A 25,345-nucleotide genomic window follows, 5' to 3' on the forward strand; every position below is an offset into this window, starting at 1 on the left:
ATATCCGGTTAAAAGCACATAAAAAGGCCGCAGGGAAATTTCCCTGCGGCCTGAGAATTCTTCGGGTTAAGACATCCGTTGAAGTGTAGGCGAGAAAGGCATTTCACAATGTTGTAGTGTTATTAAGTTCGTGTAAATGGACAGACTTCTCCCGTTGTCCGATTTCACATGAACGATGCCCGCCATAATATTAATCAGCCGGCTGCTAACACTGTTGGTCCGATTGTGATCCATTCTCCTACACCTCCTTTTTGATAAATTTAAAGCTAGTGTAACCAAAAATCCCGGAATAAGCAAGGAGAATTGTTCCCGCCCAGACATAAATGAATGCTTCTGTAAGTAGTATGGAGTGTGGCGAAGGGGCGGTGCCCTTATAACGGCTGCGGGAAAAGAGGAGAGCTATGGCGATTTTTAACGGATTGCTGGGCAATGCAACTCAGGTGGAGCTGGGGGAGGTGCAGCGGGAATACGGACGGATTCTGGCTCCGAATGAAAAGATTGAGCGCGCATATAAGCTGGTCCGGGACATGTTTATTTTCACAGACAAGCGGCTGATTCTTGTAGACAAGCAGGGCATGACCGGCAAGAAAACCGAATACCACTCCGTTCCTTACAAAAGCATCACTCATTATTCCGTGGAGACGGCGGGGCATTTCGACCTGGATGCGGAGCTGTGCCTGTATATCTCGGGCGCGGGGCTTCCGCTGAAGAAAACCTTCAACAAATCGGTCGATATCTATGAAGTACAGGCTGTGCTGTCGCAATATATCCTGAAATAAGGGGGGCGCACAGACAGGGCGTACTATGGCTGTAGCCTGCTGCAGCTCCATATAACAGAAGGATAGAAGGGATGGCAGGCCCGGGCCTGCTTCCATCCTGAAATTTGTGCATGGCTCACAAAATTAGCGGCAGCAAATGTACGGTCCTGCGGAAGTCGTTGACAGGGGTTTCGGGCCTGATGTTAAATGACACTAACTTAAGCGGCAGGGAAGGGGGCGGGACATGAGAAGAGGACCTGTAATCGGAACGAAAACGATGGTGGTCAGCCCGCATTACCTGGCCTCGGCAGCGGGCGCGCAAGTTTTGGCCAAAGGCGGCAACGCCTATGATGCGGCCGTTGCAGTCAGCGCGACGCTGGCTGTAGTCTACCCGCATATGACCGGGCTCGGCGGCGACGCCTTCTGGCTGGGGTACAGCGCCAGCGAAGGGCGCGTGCGGGCTTACAACGGCAGCGGACGCTCGGGCTACGCCGTCCGCCGGGACTGTTATGCCGGGGAGGAGGCCATCCCCCGGCGGGGTGTGCGCAGCGCCATTACGGTGCCCGGAATGGCGGATAGCTGGTCAGCCGTCCAGCGGGAGTATGGACGGCTGACCCTGGCCGAGGTGCTGGAGCCGGCTATCGGCTACAGCGCCGGGGGCTTTCCGCTGTCGCCGGATCAGCATGGCGGCAGCGTTCTGGCCGGAGCCGCGCTGTCGCCTGAAGCGGCGGCGGTGTATCTTCCCGGCGGCCAAATTCCGGCGGCGGGAGAGCGGTTTGTGCAGCGGCAGCTGGCCGGGACGCTGCGGGCGCTTGCGGCGGGAGGCCGGGATGCTTTTTATAAAGGGAGCATTGCGGAAGAAATCAGTGATTATATGCAGGCTTCCGGGGGTTATCTGACCCGCGATGATTTCGCTGACCATCAGGGGAGCTGGGAGGAGCCGCTTCAGACTGAATACCATGGGCATACCGTCTATCAGGTTCCGCCGAACTCGCAGGGCTTCACGGCGCTCATGGCGCTTAATATCCTGGAGCATTATAACTTCGCGGAGATCAGGCACGGCTCCTATGAGTATTATCATCTGCTGGTGGAGGCACTGAAGCTGAGTTTCCGTGACCGCGACCAGGTGCTCACCGACCCGTCCTTCCGCAGTATTCCGCTGGACCGTCTGCTGAGTAAACCCTATGCGGCACAACTCGCGGCGGCGATTTCTCCCCGTAAGGCGCTTGCTCTCAGCAGCGAACCGGTTGGAAGGGATACAGCTTACGCAGCGGTGGTGGATGAAGAGGGCAACGCGGTGTCGTTCATCCAGAGTCTGTATTTCGAATTCGGGTCGGGGGTGGTGGCCGGGAATACGGGAATTCTGCTTCAGAACCGTGGCTCCTTCTTCTCGCTTGATCCCGCCCATGTCAATACGCTGGAGCCGCATAAGCGCACTTTCCACACGCTGATGCCGGCGATGGCCTGCCGGGACGGAAAGCCAGCCTATCTTTATGGCACACAGGGCGGTGAAGGACAGCCGCAGACGCAGACCCTGCTGCTCACGCGCATGCTTCACTATGGGATGGACCCGCAGACTGCGGTGAGTGAACCCCGCTTCGTCTGGGGCAGAACCTGGGGGGAGCCGACTCAGGAGCTGCGGATCGAGAACCGGGTGGCGGAAGCGGTGCGGGCGGAGCTGGCGGAGGCGGGGCATCTGGTCGGTGAGGCACAGAGCTATGACGGGGTGATGGGGCACGCCCATGCCATCTCGATTGACAGTAACGGCTACCGTAGCGGGGGGGCGGACCCTCGCTCTGATGGAGCGGCTATCGGGTGGTAGAGGGATTGAATTCGTGACAGGGGGAGTAGGGAGATGTGGAGTAGGGCGATAGGGAGACTGAGGGATAAGGGGATAAGGAAGTAGGGAAGTAGGGAAGTAGGAAGGTAGGGAAGTAGGAAGGTAGGAAGGTAGGGAGGCAGGCAGGGAGATAGATCCGGTTTGTCCGGGAGGGAGAGGTGAAGCAGCATGGTTCTTGATAATCGGCACGGTGCATTCCGGGTCCCGGAGCTGGAGATTCCCGGCAGCGGGCACGGGGTATTGCACGGCCTGACTTTCACGGTAAAAGATGTCTTCGCAGTGGCCGGGCACGGCTCTTCCGCCGGTAACCCGGACTGGCTGCGCAGCCACGAACCGGCGGACTCCCATGCAGCTGCTGTACGCAGGTTGCTGGATGCCGGAGCTGCGCTGCGGGGGGCTGCCCATACGGATGAGCTGATGTACAGCCTTGGTGGAGAGAACTATCATTACGGTACGCCAGTGAATCCGCACGGGGAGAACCGGATTCCCGGCGGCTCGTCCAGCGGGTCAGCGGTGGCGGTGGCCTCCGGAAGTGTAGATTTTGCCCTCGGTACGGATACGGGCGGCTCTGTCCGAGTTCCATCTGCTTATTGCGGTGTGTTTGGTTATCGTCCATCGCACGGGGCGGTATCCCTGGAGGGGGTTATTCCGCTGGCCCCGGCTTTTGACACGGTGGGCTGGATCGCTGGAAGCACGGAGCTGCTGTTGAAGACGGGGCGTATTCTGCTCGGGCCTGTGGACAGCGGCGGAGATGCGCAGGGCGGGGAGAATCGGAAGAAGGCGGGCGATCTACTCGGGTCTATGGACAGAGGCGATATCGCCCAGGGCATGGAGAATAGTATGGAGCAGAGCAGTGGCGAGTCGGTTGAAGAGTCCGGCGCAGACCTCAGGCTGTCCCAGATGTTCTTCCCCCCGGAAGGCTGGGCGCTTGTGGAGCAGGACTGTGCAGACTACCTGAGGCGGGGGCTGGACAAGCTTCAAGCGGGCGCTTCGCTACAGGCTGCTGAAGCCGTGGTTGCCCCGGAAGGCTTGAAGACCTGGATGGACGCCTTCCGCGAACTGCAGGGTGCCGAGATCTGGGCAACCCATGGGGAGTGGATCGGGCGGGAGCAGCCGGTCTTCGGGCCGGATATTGCCGCCCGGTTCGCTTGGGCGGCAGGGCTGGCCGGGGCGGATCACAGCCCGGCCGCTATGCTGCGCAGCCGGATCACTCAGCGGCTGCGGGCGCTGCTCGGGAAGGACGGCTGTCTCGTCCTTCCGACCGTGCCGGGTCCGGCTCCGCTGCGAGGAGCTGGACCTGGGCAGCTGGAGCGGAGCCGCAGCAGCGCCATGATGCTCAGCTGCCTGGCCGGACTGGCCGGGCTGCCGCAGGTTACGCTGCCAGTGCCCGGCCCCGGCGGACTGCCGCTGGGACTGTCCGTTATCGGCGGGCACGGACAAGATCTGAGGCTCCTGTCATGGATACAGGAGGTATGGAAGTAAGAAGTCATAGCCCTGGTTCTCTGAACGAAGAGAACCGGGGCTTTTTACTGATCGTTAGGAGATCCGTCAGTTGGGCGAGGGTGCTCGGACCATATGTATGTGGAAAACCGAATACATTGGGCTGGTACGGGGGGGGGGGAGCGGGCCGAATGTATGTGAAAAACAGCATACAATGGGCCGGTGGCGGGTGAGCGAGCCGAATGTATGCGGAAAACAGCATACAATGGGCCGGTGCGGGGATGAGCGCAGCGAATGTATGTGAAAAACAGTATACAATGGGCAGCTGGCGGGTGAGCCTGCCAAATGTATGCGAAAAACAGCATACATTTGGCAGGTGCGGGGATGAACAGGCCGAATGCAGCTCCAAGGGACCGAATGAGGATCGATGCTGCTATTTGTCACTTATACGTAATGTTATATAACACAAACGAATCTGTTTTTAACTTTTCTCTTTCCAACAGCGGTCATTTTATCTATAATGTTACATAAAGTAACATATGAATCGAATGAACCTATAATGAACCTATTATGAAGGTAGAGAAGGAGGGGTGGCTATGCATCTTACGGTGGAAGAAGCGTTGTCCATTTATCCTTTATCTGAAGCGAAGCTGATTGCCGGGGCCAAGGGGAAGCACAGGATTGTGAAATCGATCAATGTCATGGATGCTCCCGACATCTCGGACTGGATCAAGGAAGGGGAAATGCTGCTGACCACAGCCTATCTGATCAAGGACAGCCCGGAGGATGCCTCGGCATTGCTGCAGATGCTGAACCGGCGCGGCTCAGCGGGGCTGGGCATTAAGCTGGGCCGGTTCTGGGAGGCTGTGCCGCCGCCCTTGATTGCGGAAGCGGAGCAGCTGAATTTCCCGCTGATCGAGCTGCCGTTCCAGTTCACTTTCTCCGACCAGATGAACGGCTTGTTCCGCGCGGAGCTGTCGCGCAGCGTGGGCACGCTGCAGAGCATGATGGAGAAGCAGCGGCTGCTGATGCGGCTTGCCTTGCGTTCCGGGCGCAGCCGTCCGCTGCTGGACACCGTCTCTGAGATCATCGGTTATCCGCTGGCTGTAATCAGCAACCGGGGGACGGTTATATTCAACAACTCGGGGTACACCGAGAGTGAGCAGCTGGAAGGATGGCCCTGGCCGCCACGCAATCAGCGCTTCCGTCTCGGCGAAGGCACCGGCTACCGGCTACCGCTGCTACAGGCCGGGAAATGTCTGGGTTATCTTCATTATTGCGATATTGATCCCTTGCTGCTGCCCGTGGAGGAAAGTCTGTTCGTCCAGGGGACAGAGCTGATTTCTTATCATATGCATACCGGACTGGAGGATTATTTCGAGCAGGCCGGACACCGGGAATTCAGCGGGCTGCTGCGGCGGTTCCTGAATGACGGGCTGAAATACGCTGAGCTGGCGCAGGCAGCGCTCCGGCTGGAGATTACGCTGCTCCAGTCCCCGTTCCAACTGCTGCTTACCGATGTGGCTGCTGCGGGAGAAGCCCGGCAGGCAGAGCTACTGAGGCTGAAGGAGGAGTATTCGGAGCATCCGGTGTTGCATGGCCTGGAGGCGGTCCACTTCCTGGTGGAGGAGGGACTGGTGTCGCTGTACCCGGCCGGGCCGCATCAGCCGGAGGAGTTCCGGGGACTGATTCAGGAATGCTTTGACAATCTGAAGTTCGATAAAGGGTATTATCCGCAGGCGGCTGTCAGCAGCGTGAAGCATAAGCCGGAGGGGCTGAAGGAAGCTTTTGCCGAGATTAAGGAATGTATGGGCATGTCCCGGCAATGGGGCGCGCACGGAAATGTGGTGCATTACCGCCAGCTGGAGCTTGATTTGCTGCTGAGCAAGATTCCGGCAGAGACCATGGAGCGTTACTTCAGCGGCAGCCTGCGGGGGCTGCTTAGCCGGGAGCCTGAATATGTTAAGGAGATGCTCCACACGCTGGAGGTCTACCTGGAGAATGACGGCCATGTGAACGAGACAGCTAAGAAGCTGTTCATTCACCGCAATACGGCCACTTACCGGATTGAGAAGCTCAGCGAGCTGCTGGATGTCGATTTCAAAAAAATCAATGATCTCATGAAGTTGAAGCTGGTCTTCCTGTTCCGCAGAATGCTGGAGCGCGAATAACAGCCGTCCATGAGCAGATTGCCCAAAAAAAGGAGTGAAGAACAATGAAGGTGGCCGGAATCTTTTTGGCGGCAAGCCGCAGTAATGGAGCAGGGGCCTCTGAAGGTTCTCTGAACAGGGCGGGCACGGGTTCAGCCGGTGCGGCGATGCTCAGCGAGCTGGAGACCTGCGGGCTTGCGCCGCTGGTTGTGGTGGTTCGTGCGGATGATCCTTTGGGCTGGCTGCCACCGGCCGGGAAGGCGGAGAATATGCGGCGGATTGAGACTTGTCTGACGGCCCATTTGGGCCTGTCCTTCTCACTGCGCTGCGGCTTGAATGCTGTAGCTTCGCTTCAGCCGGAGGCGGTGGTCATTGCAGCGGCGGATCAGCCGTTTGTGGCAGTGGGTCAGATCCGCCGGTTCATTCAAGCGTATGAGCAGCACCCGGAGCTTGATTATGTCACCAGTGCGCAAGAAGGATTGCTGATGCCGCCTACCCTGTTCTCAAGCACGCTGTTCGGCGGACTTCAGGAGCTGGACGAGGAGGAGGGCATAGCTGCCATTATGCGGACCAAGGAGTATAAGGGGCTCATTCTGCCGCAAGAGCCTGTTCAGACGTTCGCAGAGGCCGGGCTGCCAGAGAGCTTCGGGGAATTCCGCAGAGAATGGAGCGTGCGGAGCGGCAATAGACAGTGAATTCGCTATTTTTCAAAGGCATGTAAGGTAATATCACTTAATTTAAGTTTAATTTGAGATGACTTCGTGCATGAAGCACAAAAGCGGCCCCTCTTCTTATCCAAACACACAAAGCTATGTTATATAAATTTACGTAAGTGCTGCGCCTCAGTATAGTAGAGATAAATTAATGGCTGTAGCCATTAGGAGAGATATCCTGGAGGAGGAGAATTATGAAACAAAGGGGTCTGGCATTCAAATTCAGCGTCATCACGATGTTCCTGCTGGCGGTGGTTCTGACGGGTTGCGCGAAGAATAATACGGCGTCTAATACGGGTGCGGCAGCAACGACAGAGCCTTCGGCGGCAAGTACACCGGCAGGCAGCGAGGCGCCGGTAACAACTGAGCCGGCAGCGAAGAAGCCGACGGTTGCTTTTGTCTATATCGGGCCTCCGGGTGACGGCGGGTATACGTATCAGCATGATCAGGGCCGTCTGTATATGGAGAAGGAGCTTGGGATCAAGGCTGATTTCGTTGAAAATGTACCGGAAAGCGCCGATGCCGAGCGGATCATCACAGAGCTTGCGCAAAACCATGACATCGTGTTCACCACAAGCTTCGGTTATATGGATTTCACCTTGAATGTAGCTGGTAAATTCCCTAACGTGAAATTCCTGCACGCTTCCGGCTACAAGACAGCAGAGAACATGGGAACCTACTTCGGCAAAAACTATCAGGCAAGCTATCTGTCCGGGATCGCGGCAGGCAAAATGACAAAGAAAAATCATCTCGGCTATGTGGGAGCCTTCCCGATCAGCGAGGTGATCTATAATCTGAACGCCTTCACGCTGGGCGCGCAGAGTGTCAACCCGGCGGTTAAGGTGGATGTGGTGTGGACGAATACCTGGTATGACCCTGCGACTGAACGTCAGGCAGCCATCAGTCTGCTCGACAAAGGGGCGGATGTCCTGCTGGCGTATCAGGATTCACCGGCTACCCTTCAGGCTGCGGCGGAACGGGGAGCTTTTGCCGGGGGGAATGACTCAGATATGAGCAAGTATGCACCGGACAACTACTTAACCAACCCTGTATGGAACTGGGGCCCTTATTATGTAAAAGCTGTACAGTCCGTGATGGACGGAACCTGGAAAAGTGAGCAGTATTCCGGCGATATGGCGGACGGCATGGTGGAGCTGGCACCGTTCGGCAATAAGGTTCCCGAGGATGTGAAGAAGCTGGTGGAGGACGCCAAGGCCAAGATCATCAGCGGCGGGCTGGATGTATTCACTGGACCGATCTCGGACAACAAGGGCAATGTAACCGTTAAGGACGGCCAGAAGCTGACCCTTGAAGAGGTGCTTGGCATGAACTGGCTGGTCAAGGGTGTCGAGGGCACGATTCCGCAATAACAGCAGCTACACATCTTCATACAGCACAGCCTTACGGGTGGGGCGGGTTCCGGGTGTCGGAGCCTTCCCCACCTGTACTATAACTACCCTGAAAGGAGCGTAGTACCATGCAGGACCCTTCGGTTGAAATGCGCGGGATAGTGAAGACATTCGGTGCTGTAACGGCCAGCGATCAAGTTGATTTTTCGGCAAATGCGGGGGAGATTCACGCGCTGCTCGGGGAGAACGGGGCAGGGAAAAGCACAGTCATGAGTATGCTGTCAGGAGTGTACCGGGCGGACGCCGGGGAGATTCTCATTCATGGCAAACCGGCCAGAATCCGTTCCCCGAAGGATGCGGCACTGCTTGGTGTAGGCATGGTCTTTCAGAACTTCAGACTGGTGCAGAGCCTTACAGCGGCGGAGAATATCGTGCTTGGCGAAAAGTCGTCTTTCTGGCGCGGCAGCAGATGGATTAAACGTAAGCATGAAGAGATAGAGGTGCTTGGAGAACGGTATGGCTTGAAATTTCCCGTCGACCGGCCGATCTGGCAGCTGTCTGTCGGCGAACAGCAGCGCGTTGAGATTGTCAAGACGCTGTACCGGGGGGCAGATATCATCATTCTGGATGAGCCGACCTCGGTGCTGACGCCGGGGGAGGCGGAGCAGCTGTTCGAGACGCTTCAGGTGATGAAGCAGGCGGGTAAGACGGTGATCTTGACTACGCATAAAATGAAGGAGGTCATGGCCTCCTCGGACCGGATCTCCGTGATGCGCAAGGGGAAAATGATTGCTTCGCTGATGACGGGCGAGACGGATGAGCTGGAGCTGGCCCGGCTTATGGTAGGCCGGGAGGTTACAATCAGCCGTCAGGAGCGCGAGGCGACGGCCGGAGAGCCGCTGCTGATCGTCCGCGATCTGGAGGTGGCTGCGGATCATGGCCGCAAGGCGCTGGATGCCCTGTCGCTTACTGTTCATGAAGGCGAAATTGTGGGCGTGGCCGGTGTTGCGGGCAACGGGCAGAAGGAGCTGGCAGAGGTATTGACAGGGCTTAGAGCATGGAGGACGGGCGAGATCCGGTTTGACGGCAGTCCTGTAAAAACAGCTTCGGTAAGAGGAGCGATCGATTCGGGCATCTCGCATGTGCCGGAGAACCGGATGAAGAGCGGTCTGGCCGGACGGCTGGGGTCCGTTGACAACCTGCTGTTCAAGTCTTACCGCAGCGGGGAGCATTCCCGGTTCGGCTTCCTGAAGGCGGCCAGGAACCGCTCCTGGTCACAGGAGCTGGTCCACCGCTTCAATGTGAAGACGCCGGAGCTGGATACTCCCGTGCAGCAATTGTCCGGCGGGAATCAGCAGAAGCTGCTGTTCGCCCGCGAGGTCAGCCACCGACCGAAGCTGATGGTAGCCGTGCATCCGACGCAAGGGCTGGATGTCGGTGCGGCGGCAGGGGTGCATGAGCTGCTGATGGAGCTGCGCAGCTCCGGCAGCGGGGTGCTGCTGATCTCTGAGGATCTGGATGAGCTGCTGCAGTTATCTGACCGTATTCTGGTGATCTACGGCGGTTCAATTATAGGCGAGAGCGATCATGATCAGGCGGACCGGGAACAAATCGGTCTGATGATGGCCGGCATCCGGAGCAGGGAGGGAAGTGCCGTATGAGTCCGAAGCCTGGAACTGAATCTGCAACGCTTACGCCGCTGGCGGGGCGCAGCGGGAGGTGGTACTCCCTCAGGCTGGAATATGATTCAAGCCGTACCCGTTCACCGTGGTGGACGCCTATCCTGTCGGTTGTTCTGGCGCTCTTGCTCTGTGCGGTGTTCATCGCCGCTAATGGAATGAGCCCGCTGGTCGTCTATGAGAAAATGTTCCGGGGAGCCTTCGGTACCTCCTACGGGTTCACTGAAACCATGGTCAAGGCTATTCCGCTGCTGCTCTGCGGACTAGGCATTGCTGTAGCTTACCGGATCTCTGTGTGGAATATCGGGGCGGAGGGCCAGTTGACGGTAGGTGCTATGGCGGCTACTGCGGTAACGATCTATTTTCCGGACCTGTCGTCCTTCTGGTCCATCACGCTGATGCTGGTTTCCGGTACAGCGGCCGGAGCCTTGTGGGGCCTGATGACGGCGGTGCCGCGGACCCATTTCGGTGTCAATGAGCTGATTACCTCGCTGATGCTGAATTATGTGGCCCTGCTGGCTCTGGATTATGTAGTGTTCGGTCCCTGGAAGGACCCGAAGGGGTTCAACTTCCCGGGTTCCCCGATGTTCACGGCTGCCCAGTCGCTGCCGGTGCTTGGCAGCACCCGGCTGCATATCGGGCTGGTCTTCGGTCTCGTAGCCGTGCTGATCTATTATCTGATGATCCGGTTCACCCGCTGGGGCTATGAGCTGCGTCTGATCGGCGCCAATCCCACGGCTGCCCGGTATGCGGGTATCCATATCAAGAAGCATATTATCATCGTCATGCTGATCAGCGGCGGTCTGGCCGGGATTGCCGGCATGGCTGAAGTGTCGGGGGTTACGCATAAGCTAATGCAGGGGATCTCACCGGGCTATGGCTATACGGCGATCATCGTAGCCTGGCTTGCCAAGCTGAACCCGCTGGGCCTGATTGTGACTTCGGTTCTGTTCGGCGGCCTGATTGTGGGCGGCTACAGTGTTCAGACGATCGGACTGCCTTCGTCCATATCGGAAATGCTGCAGGGCGCGATCCTGTTCTTCCTGATTGCCGGCGACATGATTCACCGGTTCCGCATCCGCCGGAGCGCATAACAGCATTCTCGTACAGGAGGGAGTTCACTCATGGATTTCACTACACAGTTATTAATCGCCGCTATCTCCGCCGGAACACCGCTGCTGCTGGCGACGCTGGGAGGCATTCTGACCGAACGGGCCGGGATTATCCAGCTCGGTGCGGAGGGGCTGATGCTGATGGGGGCAGTGACGACTTGTATCGTCTACATCCGCAGCGGGAATCTGATCCTTGCGCTACTCTCAGCGATAATCATTACCGCCCTTCTGGGCATGGTTCATTCGTTCTTATGTGTCACACTGAGGGCCAATCAGACGATGTCGGGCCTGGCGATGACGCTGTTCGGCAGCGGACTTAGCGCTTATGTGGGCAAGTCGATCAGCGGCATTCCGCTGCCCGGCAGTTTGCCCAAGCTGGATCTGGAGATACTGAAGCCGGTGCCGGTGCTCGGGGAGCTTTTTGGCAGGCTGGATATGCTGACCTGGTTCAGTCTCCTGCTCGTCCTTGTGCTGCATCTGCTGATTCACCATACCTCGTGGGGGCTGCATCTGCGGGCAGTCGGCGACAATCCGGCTACTGCGGACGTCATGGGTATTCGTGTGCAGCTGATCCGTTACTGCTATGTTACTGCCGGAGCGGCGCTGATTGGTCTGGCGGGTGCGGATATGGTGCTGGCGTATGCACCGACCTGGAATGAAGGGCTGACCGCCGGACGGGGCTGGATCGCCGTGGGTCTGGTGATTTTCGCCAGATGGAATCCGCTGCGCGCTCTCTTCTGCGCCTACTTCTTCGGCGCGCTCGATTCGCTGGGCTTCCGTATTCAGCTGCTGGGGAGTGCGGTGCCGTCCTATTTTCTGAAAATGATTCCTTACGTCGTAACCATTCTCGTATTGATGTATCTGGGATACCGCAACCGCAACAAGCCCTCCGGTACGCCGGAATCGCTGGGAACACCTTATATCCGCGAACAGCGGTTCTAGGCCGGAAGGGCGCAGGCGGCAATATACAAATTAGAGGGATGGAGGCTGGCCTATGACTATACCGGCGGAGCGGTTAACTCTGAAACAGATTAATTTGATGGCAAAAACAGACTTCGTGGAGCAGCTCGGCGGCATCTTCGAGCATTCCCCTTGGGTAGCAGAGGGGGTGTACAGTGGGCGTCCGTTCGATTCGGTGCAGGACCTGCATGCTGCCATGATGGAGATAGCACGGCAGGCGGAGCCGGACCAGGTGCTGGCGCTGCTGAGAGCTCACCCGGATCTGGCGACAAGACTTGCAGTCAGTCCGCTCTCAGCGGCTGAGCAGCAGGGGGCCGGACTGGACCGGCTGACACCGGAGGAATTCGCGCAGCTTACCGGGCTGAACGCCGCCTATACAGCGAAATTCCGCTTTCCGTTCATCTTCGCCGTAAGGGGCAAAACTAAAGAAGAGATTCTTAGCGCTATCTGTGAGCGGGTAGACCGTTCGGTGGAGGAGGAGCAAGAGCAGGCGTTGCTGGAGATTGGTGCGATCACTCGTTTTCGGCTGGAGGATCTGCTGGGGGCGGAATAGAGGCTGGGCACTGCATATTATAGGAGGAAGGTGACGCAATTGTCTGGAATGAACGGACGGCTGACTACCCATGTGCTGGATCTATCACAGGGCAAGCCTGCTGCGGGCCTGTCGCTTCAGCTCTGGCGGCTGAGTACCGGAGGGCCTGTGCTGCTGCATGAGGCGGTGACGAATGAGGATGGCAGGCTGGACGCTCCGCTGCTGGCGGGAGAAGAAATGCAGGCCGGAAGCTATGAGCTGCTGTTCATGGCAGGTGATTATTTCCGGGGCGCTCAGGCTGGTGCCGGAGAACCGGAGGCTGAGGAGGAGGGAGCAGGCGCTGTAATCACGTTCCTGGACCAGATTCCGATCCGCTTCAATATGCCGGACCCCTCCGCCCATTACCATGTACCGCTGCTGGTTGCACCTGGAGGATACAGCACTTATCGCGGGAGTTAACGCGGCAATTCAGCGTACCGCTGCATCTAATCTTAAGCCAATAGACCGGAGGTGGGCCTATCATGAAGGAAGAAGGTTATGAGCTTATCATCAGGAACGGACAGGTGGTCCTGCCCGGAGAAGTCCGCAGGCTTGAGATCGGGGTGAAGGATGGCAAAATCGCTGCACTGGGCGAAGCCTTACAGGCATCGACCGGGACCAGAATTCTGGATGCGGAAGGACAATATGTGCTGCCCGGCATGATCGACATGCATGTTCACTTCAATGAGCCTGCGTTCGGTCACTGGGAGGGCTTCCGGAGCGGGTCAGCTGCTCTAGCGGCTGGCGGCTGCACCTGTTATGCGGATATGCCGCTGAACGGGAATCCGCCGACGGTGAATCTGGAGGCGCTCCGGCTGAAGGCGGAGGCCGCAGCCGGGAACTCGGCGGTGGATTATGTGCTGTGGGGCGGACTGGTGCCCGGGAATCTGGAGGAGCTGGAGGGACTGGCGGCAGCGGGCGTTACCGGGTTCAAGGCGTTCATCTCGAATCCCGGCGGTGAAGGCGAGGGCCGGTTCCGTGAGGTGGACGATGATACCCTGTATCAGGGGATGCTTCGGATCGCTGCAACCGGCGGGATACTCGCCCTGCATGCGGAGAGCGAAGCGATAACCTCGGCGCTGGGGGCGGCGGCACTACGTGCCGGGCGCAGCGGCGCGAGGGATTTTGCGGCTTCGCGTCCTCCGCAAGCGGAGCTGGAGGCTGTAGCCAGGGCGCTGCTGTACAGTGAGCGGACCGGCTGTAAGCTGCATTTCGTCCATATCAGCACAGCGGCAGCCCTGGAGCTGATTCATGAGGCCAAGCTGCGCGGTCTGGATGTGACCGCAGAGACCTGTCCTCATTATCTCATCCTGGATGAAGACAGCATGGAGACTCTCGGGGCGCTGGCGAAATGCGCTCCGCCCCTGCGCAGCAGCAGTGAACGGGACCGGCTGTGGGCGGCGCTGGCTGCGGGCCGGGTGGATCTGGTCGCCTCCGATCACTCCCCCTGTCCGCCTGAATTGAAGCTGGCGCCCGGGCTGTCGTTCATGGAAGCCTGGGGCGGGATATCGGGAGCACAGAGCAGTCTGGAATTGATGTTCCATGAAGGCGTTCATGTGCGCGGCCTGCCGGTTACGCAGATCTCAGCGCTGATCTCCGGCCTTCCTGCCCGGCGGTTTGGGCTGGAGGGGCGCAAGGGCTCCATCACACCGGGGCTGGATGCCGATCTGGTGCTGCTTGATCCAGATGCGGCCTATACCCTGCGTGCAGAGGATCTGCTGTACCGCCACCGGCATAGCCCTTATGTCGGAATGACCTTATCCTGCAAGGTAACGGCAACGATCTGCCGGGGCAATGTTGTCTATACTGCCGCGGAAGGCGTTATTGCTGGCGGCGGAGGAGAATGGCTGCGTATCCGGCACAGCCAGCCGGGGCTATGAAGCCGCCGGTCCCGCATGTCCCCGCCGGGGAGATGCTGAAGCTGCTGGATGAACTCGCAGCCTACAGCGCTCCGGGTCCTGGAGTTACCCGGCTGCTGTATACGCCGGAGTGGCAAGGGGTTCAGCATTTTTTGCAGGAGAGAATGGCCGGGCTCGGGCTTGAGGTCAGGATGGATCAGGTAGGGAATGTCTATGGCACACTGGCCGGTTCTCAGGTAAGCGACAAGGTTATCCTGACCGGCTCGCATATTGACACGGTGGTGAACGGCGGGCGGTATGACGGTGCTTATGGTGTAGCGGCAGCTGTAACTGCGCTGCACTATCTTCTGGAGACCTTCGGTCCGCCGCTGCGGACGCTTGCGGTGGTATCCTTCTGCGAGGAAGAGGGCAGCCGCTTTCCGCTGACGTTCTGGGGCTCGGGGAATGTGACCGGGCTGTATAGCGGGAAGGAATGTATAGACTGCACAGATGCGGATGGGATCACGCTGGGGGCAGCGATGGCGGCCTGTAGCCTGGCAGGGGATGAAGGGTTGGCTGCTGAAGCTGCGGCGGGTCTGGAGCAAAGCTTCTGGCGCAATAGTAGCCCTGTGCGCAGTGATATTGCCGCTTATGTCGAGCTGCATATTGAACAGGGGATTATTCTGGAGCGGACGTCCCGGAAAATCGGGGTCGTGCAGGCTATCGCCGGACAGCGGCGGTATCTTGTCAAGGTCGGCGGGACGGCCAATCATGCAGGGACTACGCCGATGGGGTTAAGACAGGATGCACTGGCCGGGAGTGCGGAGATGCTGCTGGCATTGGAGCGGTCCGCCCTGGCGGAGGGTGATCCGCTGGTAGCCACAACGGGGCGGCTAGAGGTCTATCCGGGGACATCCAATGTGATTCCCGGCGAAGTGCAGTTCACACTGGATATCCGGCATAGCGAAGCCGGGGTGCTGGAGCGCTTCTGCGCAGCGGTCCTGGCGGAGTTCGCTGAGCTTGGGCGCAGGCGCGGCCTGACGCTTGAGGTACAGCCGCTGCTGGAGACAGCCCCTGCTCCTATGGATCAGGAGCTGCGCGGGGCTCTTGAAGAGATCTGTCTCCGGCAGGAGAAGCCTTACCTGAGCATGGTCAGCGGTGCGGGACATGACGCCCAGCTGTTTGCCCCGCGCTGCCCGGCCGCAATGATCTTCGTGCCGAGCCGGGGCGGGATCAGTCATTCCCCCGGGGAGTACACCTCCCCGGAGGATCTCGCTGCTGGACTGGAAGTGCTGACAGCCATATTATATAGATTAGCTTATGCTGAAGTTACGTAAAATCCCGGGAGACCGGGTCTGAGGGAGGGGAGAGAATCATGAAGCGGTACGAAGATTTGTCGCCGTCCTTGCGGTGCATTATGACCCCCGGCCCCGTGGAGGTTGATCCGCGTGTGCTGCGGGCGATGTCTTATCCGGTGCTGGGACAATTCGATCCAGAATTCACAGAGATCATGAATGAGACGATGGAGATGCTGCGTGAGCTGTTCGCCACCAAGAATCAGTGGGCGTATCCGGTAGACGGGACTTCGCGTTCCGGCATTGAGGCGGTGATGGTCAGCCTGATTGCGCCGGGGGACCGGGTGCTGGTTCCGGTCTTTGGCCGTTTCGGTCATTTGCTCCATGAGATTGCTGAACGCTGCGGCGCTGAAGTACTCACGATTGAACAGACTTGGGGCCGTGTCTTTCCGCCGGAGGAGGTAATTGAGGCTATACGGCGCTTCAAGCCGGATGTGGTGGCGATAGTTCACGGCGAGACCTCTACAGGCCGTGTGCAGCCGCTGGCCGAGATCGGGCGGGCCTGCCGGGAGCAGGATGCGCTGCTGATTGTGGACGCCGTGGCGACGATCGGCGGGGTGCCGGTAGAGACAGATGCCTGGATGCTGGATGCCGTGGTCGGCGGAACGCAGAAGTGCCTGTCCATCCCTTCAGGTATGGCCCCGGTAACGTATAATGACCGGGCTGAGGCCAAGCTGCTGAAGCGCAAGCAGGTAGAACGTGGACTTAGGACTGACGCTGCTGCTGTCAGCGAGCTGCCTGTGGTGCGCAGTAATTACCTTGACCTGAGTATGCTGCAGGATTACTGGAGTCCCCGGCGGCTCAATCACCACACGGAGATGACCTCCATGCTCTATGCTCTGCGGGAAGGCCTGCGGCTGGTCCTGGAGGAAGGGCTGGAAGCGCGGTATGCCCGGCACCGGTTCCACGAGCAGGCGCTGGTCGCCGGTCTGACAGCTATGGGTCTGGAGTTATACGGGGATGCGGAGAGTAAGCTGACTGTAGTCACCTGTGTCCGTATTCCTGCGGGAATCGACGGAGAGTCCGTCCGTTCCATGCTGCTGGGCCGCTTCGGGATTGAGATCGCCAGCTCCTTCGGACCGTTACAAGGCCAGATCTGGCGGATCGGTACCATGGGCTTCAGCTGCCGGGAGAATAATGTGCTGCGTCTGCTTGGCGCGCTGGAGGCCGTGCTTATCCGCCATGGGTACGCGGTACCTGCCAGTCAGGGCGTTCAGGCGGCACTTGACGTATATGATTCAAAAGTAAGATAATCATACAATGCGATTTGTTTAAGTGACGGCTTGCGCCCCTTGAGGGGTGTCAGGGCCGTTTTTTCTAAATAGATAACCGGAAGGGAGTGCACATGATGACTTATACACGACAACCATTGGCCGACTGCGTGCCTGAGCTGGTAGCTACAGCCCGGGGAGATCAGAAGGCTACACTGGTAATTACAGGCGGCAAGCTGGTCAATGTATGCTCCGGTGAGATTCTGGACGGCATGTCCGTCGCTGTACAGGGCGGGCGCATTGCTTACGTCGGCAAGGACGTCTCCCATACGATTGGGGAGAGAACGCAGGTTATTGATGCGGCGGGCAGATACATTGCTCCCGGCTTGATTGACGGACACTGCCATATCGAGAGCACTCAATTGACGGTGACTGAATTCGCCCGCGCAGTGCTGCCGCTGGGGACGACCGGAGGCTTCTTCGACGCCCATGAGATTGCCAACGTATTCGGGCTAAAGGGAATTAAGCTGATGCTGGACGAGATGCGGGGAACGCCGCTGGCTGCCTATATGCAGGTGGCTTCCTGTGTCCCTTCTGCGGGCGCGGAATTTGAGACAACCGGCGCGTCCATCGGACCGGAGGAAGTAGCGGAAGCCTACACCTGGGGCGAGGATGTGATCGCGCTCGGCGAAGTCATGAACTTCCCGGGTGTAGTCTACGGCGATGAGAAGATGATCGGAGAGATCCAGGCCACGCTGCGTGCGGGACGGTATGTTGACGGGCATTTCACCTGGCCGGCGAGTGACTGGAGACTTCCGGTCTATGCCGCAGCAGGGGTGACAGGGGATCATGAGTGTGTGACAGCGGAGGATGTGATCGAACGTGTACGTCTGGGGATGTATGCCAAAATGCGCCGCGGCTCTGCCTGGCATGATGTCGCCAAAACCATCACGGCGCATACCGAGCACGGGCTGGACCCGCGCCGGATGATGCTGGTGACAGATGACCGCAGCTCCGAATCGCTGCGCGATGAGGGGCATATGGATTTTGTCGTGCGCCATGCGATCTCCCAGGGGGTGAAGCCGGTCACGGCTTTTCAGATGGCAACGATCAACACAGCCGAGCGCTTCGGCGTAGCCCGCGATATCGGCTCCATCACGCCGGGCTCCTGCGCGGATATCATTCTGCTGGACGGAAATCTGGCCGATGTTCATGTGGTCATGACAATTGCGGCTGGCGTTGTTGTGGCTGAGAACGGAAGCATGACGGCTGTGCTGAGTCCTTACACCTACCCGGATGAAGTACTGGCCTCTGTGCATCTGCAGCAGCCTCCGGTTCCCGCAGACTTCGTGATCCACGCGCCCATTGAGGAAGGTGTTCTGGCTACGCGGGTCATCCAGGTCATTGAGAACCATGTGGAAACCGGCGAGCTGATCATGAGCCTGCCAGTGGCTGGATCGGAGCTGGTTGTGCAGGGCGGCCTGTGCAAAATCGCTGTTTTGGAGCGGCACAAGGGAACCGGCAACAAATCTGTCGGGGTCGTGCAGGGCATCGGCTTCCGCGAGCCTGCGGCCATAGCGATGACTGTAGCTCATGACAGCCATAATGTGCTGGTCATCGGCAACGATGATGGCCTAATGGCGCAGGCAGCAGCTGCCGTGACGGAAGCGCAGGGCGGTGTTGCGGTGATTACCGCTGCCGGGACCACCTTGTTCCCGCTGGCGATTGCCGGACTGATGTCCGCAGAGCCATTCGAGATTGCCGCTGCGCAATCTGCTGCCATCAGCAAAGCGTTATATGATGCGGGCTGTACGCTGAACTATGCTTTTATGACCCTGTCTCTGCTGGCCCTGGCGGTTATCCCCACACTGCGGATCTCCGATAAAGGCTTGGTGCGGATCTCCCCCGAAGAGGGAATTCAACTGGTACCGTTGTTCGTCAGCTAAGGCTGCGGGACTTCCTGCCGGGGAAGATATACTAGTATTCTAATCTTGAGCCATTCAGTCTTTCACAGACTGGGTGGCTTTTTGTTTGTTGTTTAGGAAATTATAGTTCCCGTCTATTGTGGAGAAGCTTGCGCATAGATTTGTGGATAAGCGTTCTTAGAATGATTCGTAGAGTGACTTTGTTGCTGAACGTGGCTGAAGGATCGCCGGGAGGAGAGGGAGGTGTACCTGATAGACCGAATACAATAGGACTGGACGCGCCGCATCGGCCAAATGTAATCGAAAAACCGAACACAATAGGACCGGACGCGCCGCATCGGCCAAATGTAATCGAAAAACCGAACACAATGGGACTGGGAGCGCCACTTAGGCCAAATGTAATCGAAAAACCGAACACAATGGGACTGGGAGCGCCGCGTAGGCCAAATGTAATCGAAAAACCGAACACAATACGACCGGACGCGCCGCGTAGGCCGCTCCTAAGCGTCGCCGTAATTCATACTCCATATCCTGCACCGCTTTGTCCTTCGTCTGTGGGCATAAAAAAGATATTAATTAACCGATTTTTCGCAGCGTGAAACAGAAAATTTTAAGTTTTTAATGAAAAAGCATTAACAATAGGGGCGGAAAAGACGATAATACTTTTAAATTAGTTAAAATTATTGTCGAATCATGAAAATTCAGCATATACAGATAGTCCAAACCTGAGGAACGGGGTGCATGAGAATGATGAGATTAGAAACACAGGACATCTTGAATATCACCAGGAAGCAAATTACCGGTATTTTTAAAATGGAGCCGGTTGAACTGAAATTTGTCAATGATTATCAGGGTGAGCAGTATCTGCTGACCAATGATAAACTGCATCTCAGCAACCAGCATTATTGGGCTAAGGTCATGGAATGTGTGTTCGAGAACCATGTCAGACCTGTTCTGATGTGCGAGGTGCTCTACTTCCTGCGCAATGAGTTTCTGGAAAGTGACATCAAGCTGATGTTCTCCTATGATTTTGCGGAGGGCTCGGAGGGGGAAGCGGCGGCTTCGGCCGAGATCAGCTTCAAGGATTCGCCGGATCTGCAGCCTGATGAAATTGCCGAATTGATTGATTTTGCGCTGACTTTGCAGGATAAGCAGTGGTTCGAGGAACTGACTGCCAAATATAAACAGCTCACTCTTCAGTAATCATAACTCTAATAAGCCGCCCGTTCACAGGATCAAGGTACCTGTAGACCGGGCGGCTTATTGTTTAAAATATAGAATTTATATAGCGGGGTGCCACCCCTGGGCTGTGCCGCTTACCAGTTCCGCGAGGAAGCTGATCCACTCTTCCGTGTCGTTCAGACAAGGGGCCACCTCCAGCATCTCGGCGTTTCCGCCGCCCATGGCGAAGAGCTCCCGGCCTTCTACTCCCAGCTCATGCAGCGTTTCGAGGCAGTCAGTGACAAGTCCGGGTGAGAAAATCAGCGGCCGCCGGATTCCGCGTCCGTGAAGCTCCTTCAGCGTATCCGCAGTGGACGGACCCACCCAGGTCTCCGGCCCGAAGCGGGACTGGAAGGAGAGCTGCCAGCGTTCCGGGGTCCAGCCTATCGCTTCTGCGAGCAGACGGCCTGTCTCCTGGCACTGCTGCGGATAGGGATCTCCGGTCTCGGCATAACGGCGGGGAATGCCGTGGAAGGACAGGACATAATAATCCGGCTCTTCACTCATCGCGCGGATCTGCCGCTGCAATAAGGATTGCATCGCTGCAATATAGCCGGGTGCATCATGGTAGGCTTCTACGAACCGCAGCGCCGGTACGAAGCGCTTGGATACCTGCCCGTAACGGCTATGCCGTCCCAGAGCGGCGAAGCTTGCAGCTTCATAGACGGAAGCTGTTGTCGTCGAGGAGTACTGCGGGAATAACGGAAGGACAATGATGCGGGTCACTCCCGAAGCTTCCAGCTTGCGGAAGGCTTCAGCCATGCCGGGGGTGCTGTAAGCAAGCCCCAGCTCGACTTGATAGCTGCTGCCCAGCAGTGCCTGGAGCGCTGCCTGCTGTGTTCTGGAGTGGACGAGCAGAGGCGAGCCCTCTTCCATCCAGATCTCCTGATACAGCTTCGCGGACCGGCGCGGACGGGTGCGCAGAATAATGCCGCGCAGCAGCGGCTGCCAGAGCAGCGGATGATAATCAATGATTCTGCGGTCAGACAGAAACCGCTTCAGATAGGGGCGGACCGCCTTGGCGCTCGGGGCGTCAGGAGTTCCGATCTGAGCAAGAATAACGCCTATACACGACTGATTCATAAGCGGCTGTTGCTCCTTTCCATGAACATGACATCGTTTAAAAATATCATATTCAAGCACAACCACACAATATAATATATCGCACGGATATCATATGAAGGAGGATATGGGAGATTATGAGAGGCGGAAGAAATATATATTTTATGTTATTGCAAAAAAGTGATGTTTCTTATAGGGTGTGTGATTTTCTACACAGAGAAAAGAGTTTCAATTTTGTTACCATCAAGCCAGAAATATTCACCAGCAGCTTGAAGTCCACCTATGTGAATTAATTCACTGCAGTATGTGATTTTTTTTCACCTTTTGAAAGATTGTATATATAGATGAATCTTTTCTTACACGGGCTGGGCCGAGCAGGATTGAAGGAAGGAGTGGGTGATGTTCAGGAAGAGTTGGCTGCTCTTCGTAATCAGAAAGAAATGAATGGACCAAAACGGTTTGAAAACGCTACATACTACTGGGGAATAATAAAGGAGCATACGCATTTGAAAAAACTAATTTCTTTGACTGTAAGCGCAGCCTTGCTGCTCGCGCCACTAGCCTACACGATTAACGCACCGGCCTTGAATCTGAAGGTGGATGCGGTTTCAGCAGCCTCGGAAGAAGCGCCGGCAGCGACTGCTAAACCCGCTCCGAAGGCAACGGCCAGACCAGTAGCCACTCCGAAGGCAACAGCCAAACCGGCAGCCACTCCGAAGGCAACAGCCAAACCGGCAGCCACTCCGAAGGCAACAGCCAAACCGGCGGCAACCCCGAAGGCGACAGCCAAACCGGCAGCCACTCCGAAAGCAACAGCTGCACCGGCAGCAACAGCTAAAGCAACCACTGCACCGGCAGCATCCGCCAAGGCTTCTGCGAAGCCAGCGGCAACTGCGAAGCCTGTAGCAACAGCAGCACCAGTTACTGTGCACGAGGATGTATATCAGGACGGAGTATATGTGGCCTATGGAGATGCGTATTCCAAGGGTACAGAGGGTGCGAAGGTAACGATTAAAGACGGCAAGATCTCCGATATCGAGCTGCTCAGAACCAGCCCGAAGATCATCGACCGCAATGCCCGTGAGAATTACAGCGGCGTGTGGGCAGCCTATGGCCTGATGAAAGACAGACTGATGGGCAAAACCAGAGACGGCGCGGCTGCGGTTGACGCTGTATCCGGCGCAACCCGTACCAGCAACGGCTGGAAGCTGTCTGTAGACAGAGCTTTTGAGAGATCGCTTGCGCACCAAGCGGCTGATGCCACATATTTTGGCGGAGTCCACATGGGTGTAGACCCTGAGGCTAAATACGCAGTCTTTGCTACCTATGAAGCAAACAAGCTGACTGCGGTTAAATTGTATCCGCTGAGCGCTACCGGAGATTTCGTGGATGAGAAGACCTATACTGCTGAACAGACCGCAGCGATTGCAGCAATCACTCCTGCACTGCTTGCCAAAGGTGCTAGTGTGCAGCCGGTAGCCGGCTTCGAGGCAGAGACCAAAGCCGCAGTGAACGCCTTCTGGGATGCCGAACAGAATGCCAGCATCAACAACAAGGCTGCTTATGTTGACGGATTCTACTCTTCCTACGGTACAGCAAGAAGTGTAGGCGTGGAAAGAGCGGATGTTGTGATCCGCAACGGCAAGCTGGTGGATGTGAAGCTGTTCAGACTGGGCAACAACTTGATCGACAGAGGCGCAACCGCTTATGCGGAGGTTGTGAAGGCGAATGCTCCGATGACAGCCAAGCTGCTGGCTAACGGCTCTTATTTTGCCAAATATGACGAGAAGGTAGACGGAATTTCGGGCGCTACCGAGAGCAGCCACGGCTGGAACCAGGCGGTAGAGCGTGCTTTTGAGAAAGCCTTGAAGGTTCCGAGTGAAGGTCAGTATTTCGACGGTAAATTTGCCGGTGTGGATAATCAGTCCAAGGTTATGGTGCTGGTTGATGTCGAGGCCGACCAAGTAACGGGAATCAAGCTGAGCCTGTTCGGTACAGACGGCAAGCTGATTGCTGACGACAAGCGTACTGAAGCACAGAAATCCCTTGTAGACCAGCTGACTGCCGGACTGCTCGCAAGCGGCGTGCAGGCTCTGGATATTGCCGGACAGGAAGCTCTGTCGGCTGCAGCAGAAGCAGCTCTGACTGATGCTTTGACCAATGCGTCCAAAGTACAAGGCACTTATAAAGACGGCACCTTCACCGCTTATGGTGATGCTTATGACAAAGGCACGAACAAAGCAGACGTTACACTGCGTAACGGCAAGATCGTAAATGTTGCTCTTTCCCGTGTTGGCATGAACATGGTGGATCTGGGTAAAGCCGCTTATGCTGAGGTGCAAAAAGCCATTCCGGTTCTGACCGCCAGCTTCCTGGCCGCAGGCACAAGAGAAGGTGCCCAAGGGGTCGATGCGGTATCCGGCGCTACCAGCAGCAGCAATGCGCTGAAGGCAGCCGTTGACAGAGCTTATGGTAAAGCGGAAATTACGGAAACGGATAAGGCCGCTTACTTCGACGGGATTTTCATCGGTGCAAGTGTGGATAAGACTGTAAATGTTATGGTTACTACTAAGTATAATGTGCCTGTAACTATGGCTGTGTACTACCTGGATGATAAAGGTAAAGTAAGATATAATCTGACGGATGATGAGCTGCTGGTGAAATACGAGATCGAGAATACCTCGAACGGCAAGGGACTGCATAAGTACGGGTACCGTGCAGCAGCCTTCGGAGCGAATGATGCCCAGAAAGCCATCTCCGCCAAAGCGGTAGAAGCGATCAAAGCAGCGCTCGAATCTGCCGGCAAATAACAGAATCCATTCACTGAGGGTTGTCCTTGGCCATGTAAATGGCCGGGACAGCCCTTTTTGCAGGTGTGGACATAAATAGGAATGCCAATCGTATAGTAATTTAAAGGGATTTGGGAAGGGAGTGTCAAACCTCTAATATACACACTAATATACACAGCAGGCCAAGACCTGTAAGTAATAGGAGGCTTCACAATGACATTAATCAAACAGCTAGCCCCGCAGGATGAATTCACCGGCTTCTATCTGCTTAGAGAACTGGTACTGAAACAGACGAACGGGACTCCTCCCAAGGATTACTTCGATATTGTACTAGGTGATTCCAGCGGTCAGATTTCGGCTAAATATTGGGACGTCAGTGTGACGGATAAGGAGACTTTTTTTCCGATGGCACTGGTGAAGGTCCGCGGAATTGCCCATACCTACCGGGAGAAGCTCCAGGTCAAGGTCACCAAGGTCAGACTGGTGGATGAATCCGACGGAGTGTCGCTTACGGACTTCATCCGCTCGGCTCCTGTGCGTCCCGTGGACCTGGTCCATACGATCAAAAACGCGATGGCCAGCATTGCCGACCCGGAAATTGCGTCAGTTGTTAACTTCTGTGTCGGTAAGGTAGAGGAGAAGCTGATGCATTATCCGGCGGCCAAAACCCATCATCATGCTTATTTTGCCGGACTGGCTTATCATATGGTCAGAATGCTGGAGATTGGAGATTTCCTGTGCAAGCAGCGTCCGTTCCTGAATCCTGATCTGATGAGAGCGGGCATCATCCTCCATGATATCGCCAAGCCGGAAGAGATGATCTCGCAGTACGGCATTGTGTCGGACTACAGTGTGAAGGGCAAGCTGATCGGGCATATTTCCATGGCCTCCAGCTGGATTACGGAAGCGGCAATTCGTACCGGCATTGATCTGGATTCTGAGAAAATCCTGGCGCTTCAGCATCTGGTATTATCCCATCATAATCTGGGCGAGTGGGGAAGCCCGGTCCAGCCGCAGACGGCTGAAGCGGTTGCCCTGCATCATATTGATGCCATGGATGCCAAGCTGCAAATGGTGGAGGACGCCCTTGATACCACTCCAGAGACAGAGGAATGGACGCCGTTCATTAGAGGTCTGGAGAATAAGGCCGTCTACCGGCTGAAGTTATAACGATTGAGACCCTTATATCGCTGAAAAAAAAGCAATTCCCCCATCCCGTAGTTGCGGTTTGGGGGGATTGCTTTTTTTAGGATTAGGACGCGCAGAACGTATGCGAAAAACAGGCATGACAAGACAGAGGCCTTGTCACCCCCAGGAATGAAAATAAGTGGGTGGCATCCGTCGCATCCATTCTAAAAGATGCTGTAGTCGT

General features: G+C 56.8%; 20 protein-coding genes. 18 read left to right on the forward strand and 2 right to left on the reverse strand.

The features are described from left to right. Positions 1-66 precede the first annotated feature (66 nt). A complete protein-coding gene (locus ACFSX3_RS16980; protein ID WP_209991537.1) occupies positions 67-234 on the reverse strand; it encodes a hypothetical protein in 168 nt (55 codons plus the stop codon). A gap of 167 nt (positions 235-401) precedes the next feature. Here ACFSX3_RS16980 and ACFSX3_RS16985 point away from each other — a divergent pair, with 167 nt between their 5' ends. From ACFSX3_RS16985 to ACFSX3_RS17060, 16 genes are all read left to right on the forward strand, one after another. Further along, positions 402-779: a PH domain-containing protein gene (locus ACFSX3_RS16985; RefSeq protein WP_036696174.1), complete on the forward strand. Its 378-nt coding sequence runs from the start codon at positions 402-404 to the stop codon at positions 777-779. A gap of 223 nt (positions 780-1,002) precedes the next feature. Beyond that, positions 1,003-2,580: a gamma-glutamyltransferase gene (gene ggt / locus ACFSX3_RS16990; RefSeq protein ID WP_209991536.1), complete on the forward strand. Its 1,578-nt coding sequence runs from the start codon at positions 1,003-1,005 to the stop codon at positions 2,578-2,580. Between the two features lie 186 nt (positions 2,581-2,766). Further along, a complete protein-coding gene (locus ACFSX3_RS16995) occupies positions 2,767-4,080 on the forward strand; it encodes an amidase family protein (RefSeq protein ID WP_209991535.1) in 1,314 nt (437 codons plus the stop codon). Positions 4,081-4,634: 554 nt separating this feature from the next. Then, positions 4,635-6,209, forward strand: coding sequence for a PucR family transcriptional regulator (locus ACFSX3_RS17000; protein WP_209991534.1), 1,575 nt, complete (start codon positions 4,635-4,637; stop codon positions 6,207-6,209). Between the two features lie 44 nt (positions 6,210-6,253). After that, a complete protein-coding gene (locus ACFSX3_RS17005; RefSeq protein ID WP_209991533.1) occupies positions 6,254-6,883 on the forward strand; it encodes an NTP transferase domain-containing protein in 630 nt (209 codons plus the stop codon). Between the two features lie 212 nt (positions 6,884-7,095). Continuing rightward, on the forward strand, positions 7,096-8,271 hold the full coding sequence (locus ACFSX3_RS17010; protein ID WP_209991532.1) for a BMP family ABC transporter substrate-binding protein: 1,176 nt from the start codon (positions 7,096-7,098) through the stop codon (positions 8,269-8,271). A 107-nt stretch (positions 8,272-8,378) separates the two neighbouring features. Next, positions 8,379-9,911, forward strand: coding sequence for an ABC transporter ATP-binding protein (locus ACFSX3_RS17015; protein WP_209991531.1), 1,533 nt, complete (start codon positions 8,379-8,381; stop codon positions 9,909-9,911). Continuing rightward, positions 9,908-11,023 carry an ABC transporter permease gene (locus ACFSX3_RS17020; protein ID WP_209991530.1) on the forward strand — a complete coding sequence of 372 codons (1,116 nt, stop codon included), beginning with the start codon at positions 9,908-9,910 and terminating at the stop codon, positions 11,021-11,023. Before ACFSX3_RS17015 ends, ACFSX3_RS17020 begins: the two co-directional genes overlap by 4 nt. Before the next feature lie 30 nt (positions 11,024-11,053). After that, positions 11,054-11,983, forward strand: a complete 930-nt coding sequence (locus ACFSX3_RS17025; protein ID WP_209991529.1) for an ABC transporter permease — start codon at positions 11,054-11,056, stop codon at positions 11,981-11,983. 52 nt (positions 11,984-12,035) lie between these two features. Beyond that, a complete protein-coding gene (uraD, locus tag ACFSX3_RS17030) occupies positions 12,036-12,554 on the forward strand; it encodes a 2-oxo-4-hydroxy-4-carboxy-5-ureidoimidazoline decarboxylase (RefSeq protein ID WP_209991528.1) in 519 nt (172 codons plus the stop codon). 48 nt (positions 12,555-12,602) lie between these two features. Then, positions 12,603-12,992, forward strand: coding sequence for a hydroxyisourate hydrolase (gene uraH, locus ACFSX3_RS17035; protein ID WP_209991719.1), 390 nt, complete (start codon positions 12,603-12,605; stop codon positions 12,990-12,992). A 62-nt stretch (positions 12,993-13,054) separates the two neighbouring features. Next, positions 13,055-14,452 carry an allantoinase AllB gene (gene allB, locus ACFSX3_RS17040; RefSeq protein WP_209991527.1) on the forward strand — a complete coding sequence of 466 codons (1,398 nt, stop codon included), beginning with the start codon at positions 13,055-13,057 and terminating at the stop codon, positions 14,450-14,452. Further along, positions 14,416-15,747, forward strand: a complete 1,332-nt coding sequence (locus ACFSX3_RS17045; protein ID WP_379257482.1) for a Zn-dependent hydrolase — start codon at positions 14,416-14,418, stop codon at positions 15,745-15,747. The genes allB and ACFSX3_RS17045 overlap by 37 nt, the downstream gene beginning before the upstream one ends. Before the next feature lie 38 nt (positions 15,748-15,785). Continuing rightward, positions 15,786-17,018 carry a pyridoxal-phosphate-dependent aminotransferase family protein gene (locus tag ACFSX3_RS17050; RefSeq protein ID WP_209991525.1) on the forward strand — a complete coding sequence of 411 codons (1,233 nt, stop codon included), beginning with the start codon at positions 15,786-15,788 and terminating at the stop codon, positions 17,016-17,018. Positions 17,019-17,113: 95 nt separating this feature from the next. Continuing rightward, the gene (locus ACFSX3_RS17055) at positions 17,114-18,922 is read left to right on the forward strand and encodes an adenine deaminase (protein ID WP_209991718.1); all 1,809 of its coding nucleotides are present in this window, start codon (positions 17,114-17,116) and stop codon (positions 18,920-18,922) included. Positions 18,923-19,648: 726 nt separating this feature from the next. Then, positions 19,649-20,104 (forward strand): IDEAL domain-containing protein, encoded by a 456-nt coding sequence (locus ACFSX3_RS17060; RefSeq protein WP_209991524.1) that lies wholly within the window; start codon positions 19,649-19,651, stop codon positions 20,102-20,104. Positions 20,105-20,182: 78 nt separating this feature from the next. Here ACFSX3_RS17060 and hemH read toward each other — a convergent pair whose 3' ends face one another. Further along, positions 20,183-21,205: a ferrochelatase gene (gene hemH, locus ACFSX3_RS17065; protein WP_209991523.1), complete on the reverse strand. Its 1,023-nt coding sequence runs from the start codon at positions 21,203-21,205 to the stop codon at positions 20,183-20,185. Between the two features lie 485 nt (positions 21,206-21,690). On the opposite strand from hemH, the gene ACFSX3_RS17070 reads away from it, so the two are divergent. Then, complete coding sequence (locus ACFSX3_RS17070; protein WP_209991522.1) at positions 21,691-23,994, forward strand: FMN-binding protein; 2,304 nt, start codon at positions 21,691-21,693, stop codon at positions 23,992-23,994. A gap of 192 nt (positions 23,995-24,186) precedes the next feature. Then, entirely contained in the window at positions 24,187-25,143 is a 957-nt protein-coding gene (locus ACFSX3_RS17075; RefSeq protein ID WP_209991521.1) for a 3'-5' exoribonuclease YhaM family protein, read from the forward strand. The last annotated feature ends 202 nt before the right edge of the window (positions 25,144-25,345 follow it).

This window comes from Paenibacillus rhizoplanae (assembly GCF_042684125.1).
GTDB lineage: Bacteria > Bacillota > Bacilli > Paenibacillales > Paenibacillaceae > Paenibacillus_AQ > Paenibacillus_AQ rhizoplanae.

Coding starts and splice junctions, on each gene's coding strand:
- ACFSX3_RS17060 (WP_209991524.1), top strand. CDS start 19,649: ATGATGAGATTAGAAACACAGGACATCTTGAATATCACCAGGAAGCAA.
- ACFSX3_RS16980 (WP_209991537.1), bottom strand. CDS start 234: ATGGATCACAATCGGACCAACAGTGTTAGCAGCCGGCTGATTAATATT.
- ACFSX3_RS16995 (WP_209991535.1), top strand. CDS start 2,767: ATGGTTCTTGATAATCGGCACGGTGCATTCCGGGTCCCGGAGCTGGAG.
- allB (WP_209991527.1), top strand. CDS start 13,055: ATGAAGGAAGAAGGTTATGAGCTTATCATCAGGAACGGACAGGTGGTC.
- ACFSX3_RS17010 (WP_209991532.1), top strand. CDS start 7,096: ATGAAACAAAGGGGTCTGGCATTCAAATTCAGCGTCATCACGATGTTC.
- ACFSX3_RS17025 (WP_209991529.1), top strand. CDS start 11,054: ATGGATTTCACTACACAGTTATTAATCGCCGCTATCTCCGCCGGAACA.
- ACFSX3_RS17075 (WP_209991521.1), top strand. CDS start 24,187: ATGACATTAATCAAACAGCTAGCCCCGCAGGATGAATTCACCGGCTTC.
- uraD (WP_209991528.1), top strand. CDS start 12,036: ATGACTATACCGGCGGAGCGGTTAACTCTGAAACAGATTAATTTGATG.
- ACFSX3_RS17050 (WP_209991525.1), top strand. CDS start 15,786: ATGAAGCGGTACGAAGATTTGTCGCCGTCCTTGCGGTGCATTATGACC.
- ACFSX3_RS17015 (WP_209991531.1), top strand. CDS start 8,379: ATGCAGGACCCTTCGGTTGAAATGCGCGGGATAGTGAAGACATTCGGT.
- hemH (WP_209991523.1), bottom strand. CDS start 21,205: ATGAATCAGTCGTGTATAGGCGTTATTCTTGCTCAGATCGGAACTCCT.
- ggt (WP_209991536.1), top strand. CDS start 1,003: ATGAGAAGAGGACCTGTAATCGGAACGAAAACGATGGTGGTCAGCCCG.
- ACFSX3_RS17020 (WP_209991530.1), top strand. CDS start 9,908: ATGAGTCCGAAGCCTGGAACTGAATCTGCAACGCTTACGCCGCTGGCG.
- ACFSX3_RS17005 (WP_209991533.1), top strand. CDS start 6,254: ATGAAGGTGGCCGGAATCTTTTTGGCGGCAAGCCGCAGTAATGGAGCA.
- ACFSX3_RS17055 (WP_209991718.1), top strand. CDS start 17,114: ATGACTTATACACGACAACCATTGGCCGACTGCGTGCCTGAGCTGGTA.
- ACFSX3_RS17045 (WP_379257482.1), top strand. CDS start 14,416: ATGGCTGCGTATCCGGCACAGCCAGCCGGGGCTATGAAGCCGCCGGTC.
- ACFSX3_RS16985 (WP_036696174.1), top strand. CDS start 402: ATGGCGATTTTTAACGGATTGCTGGGCAATGCAACTCAGGTGGAGCTG.
- uraH (WP_209991719.1), top strand. CDS start 12,603: ATGAACGGACGGCTGACTACCCATGTGCTGGATCTATCACAGGGCAAG.
- ACFSX3_RS17000 (WP_209991534.1), top strand. CDS start 4,635: ATGCATCTTACGGTGGAAGAAGCGTTGTCCATTTATCCTTTATCTGAA.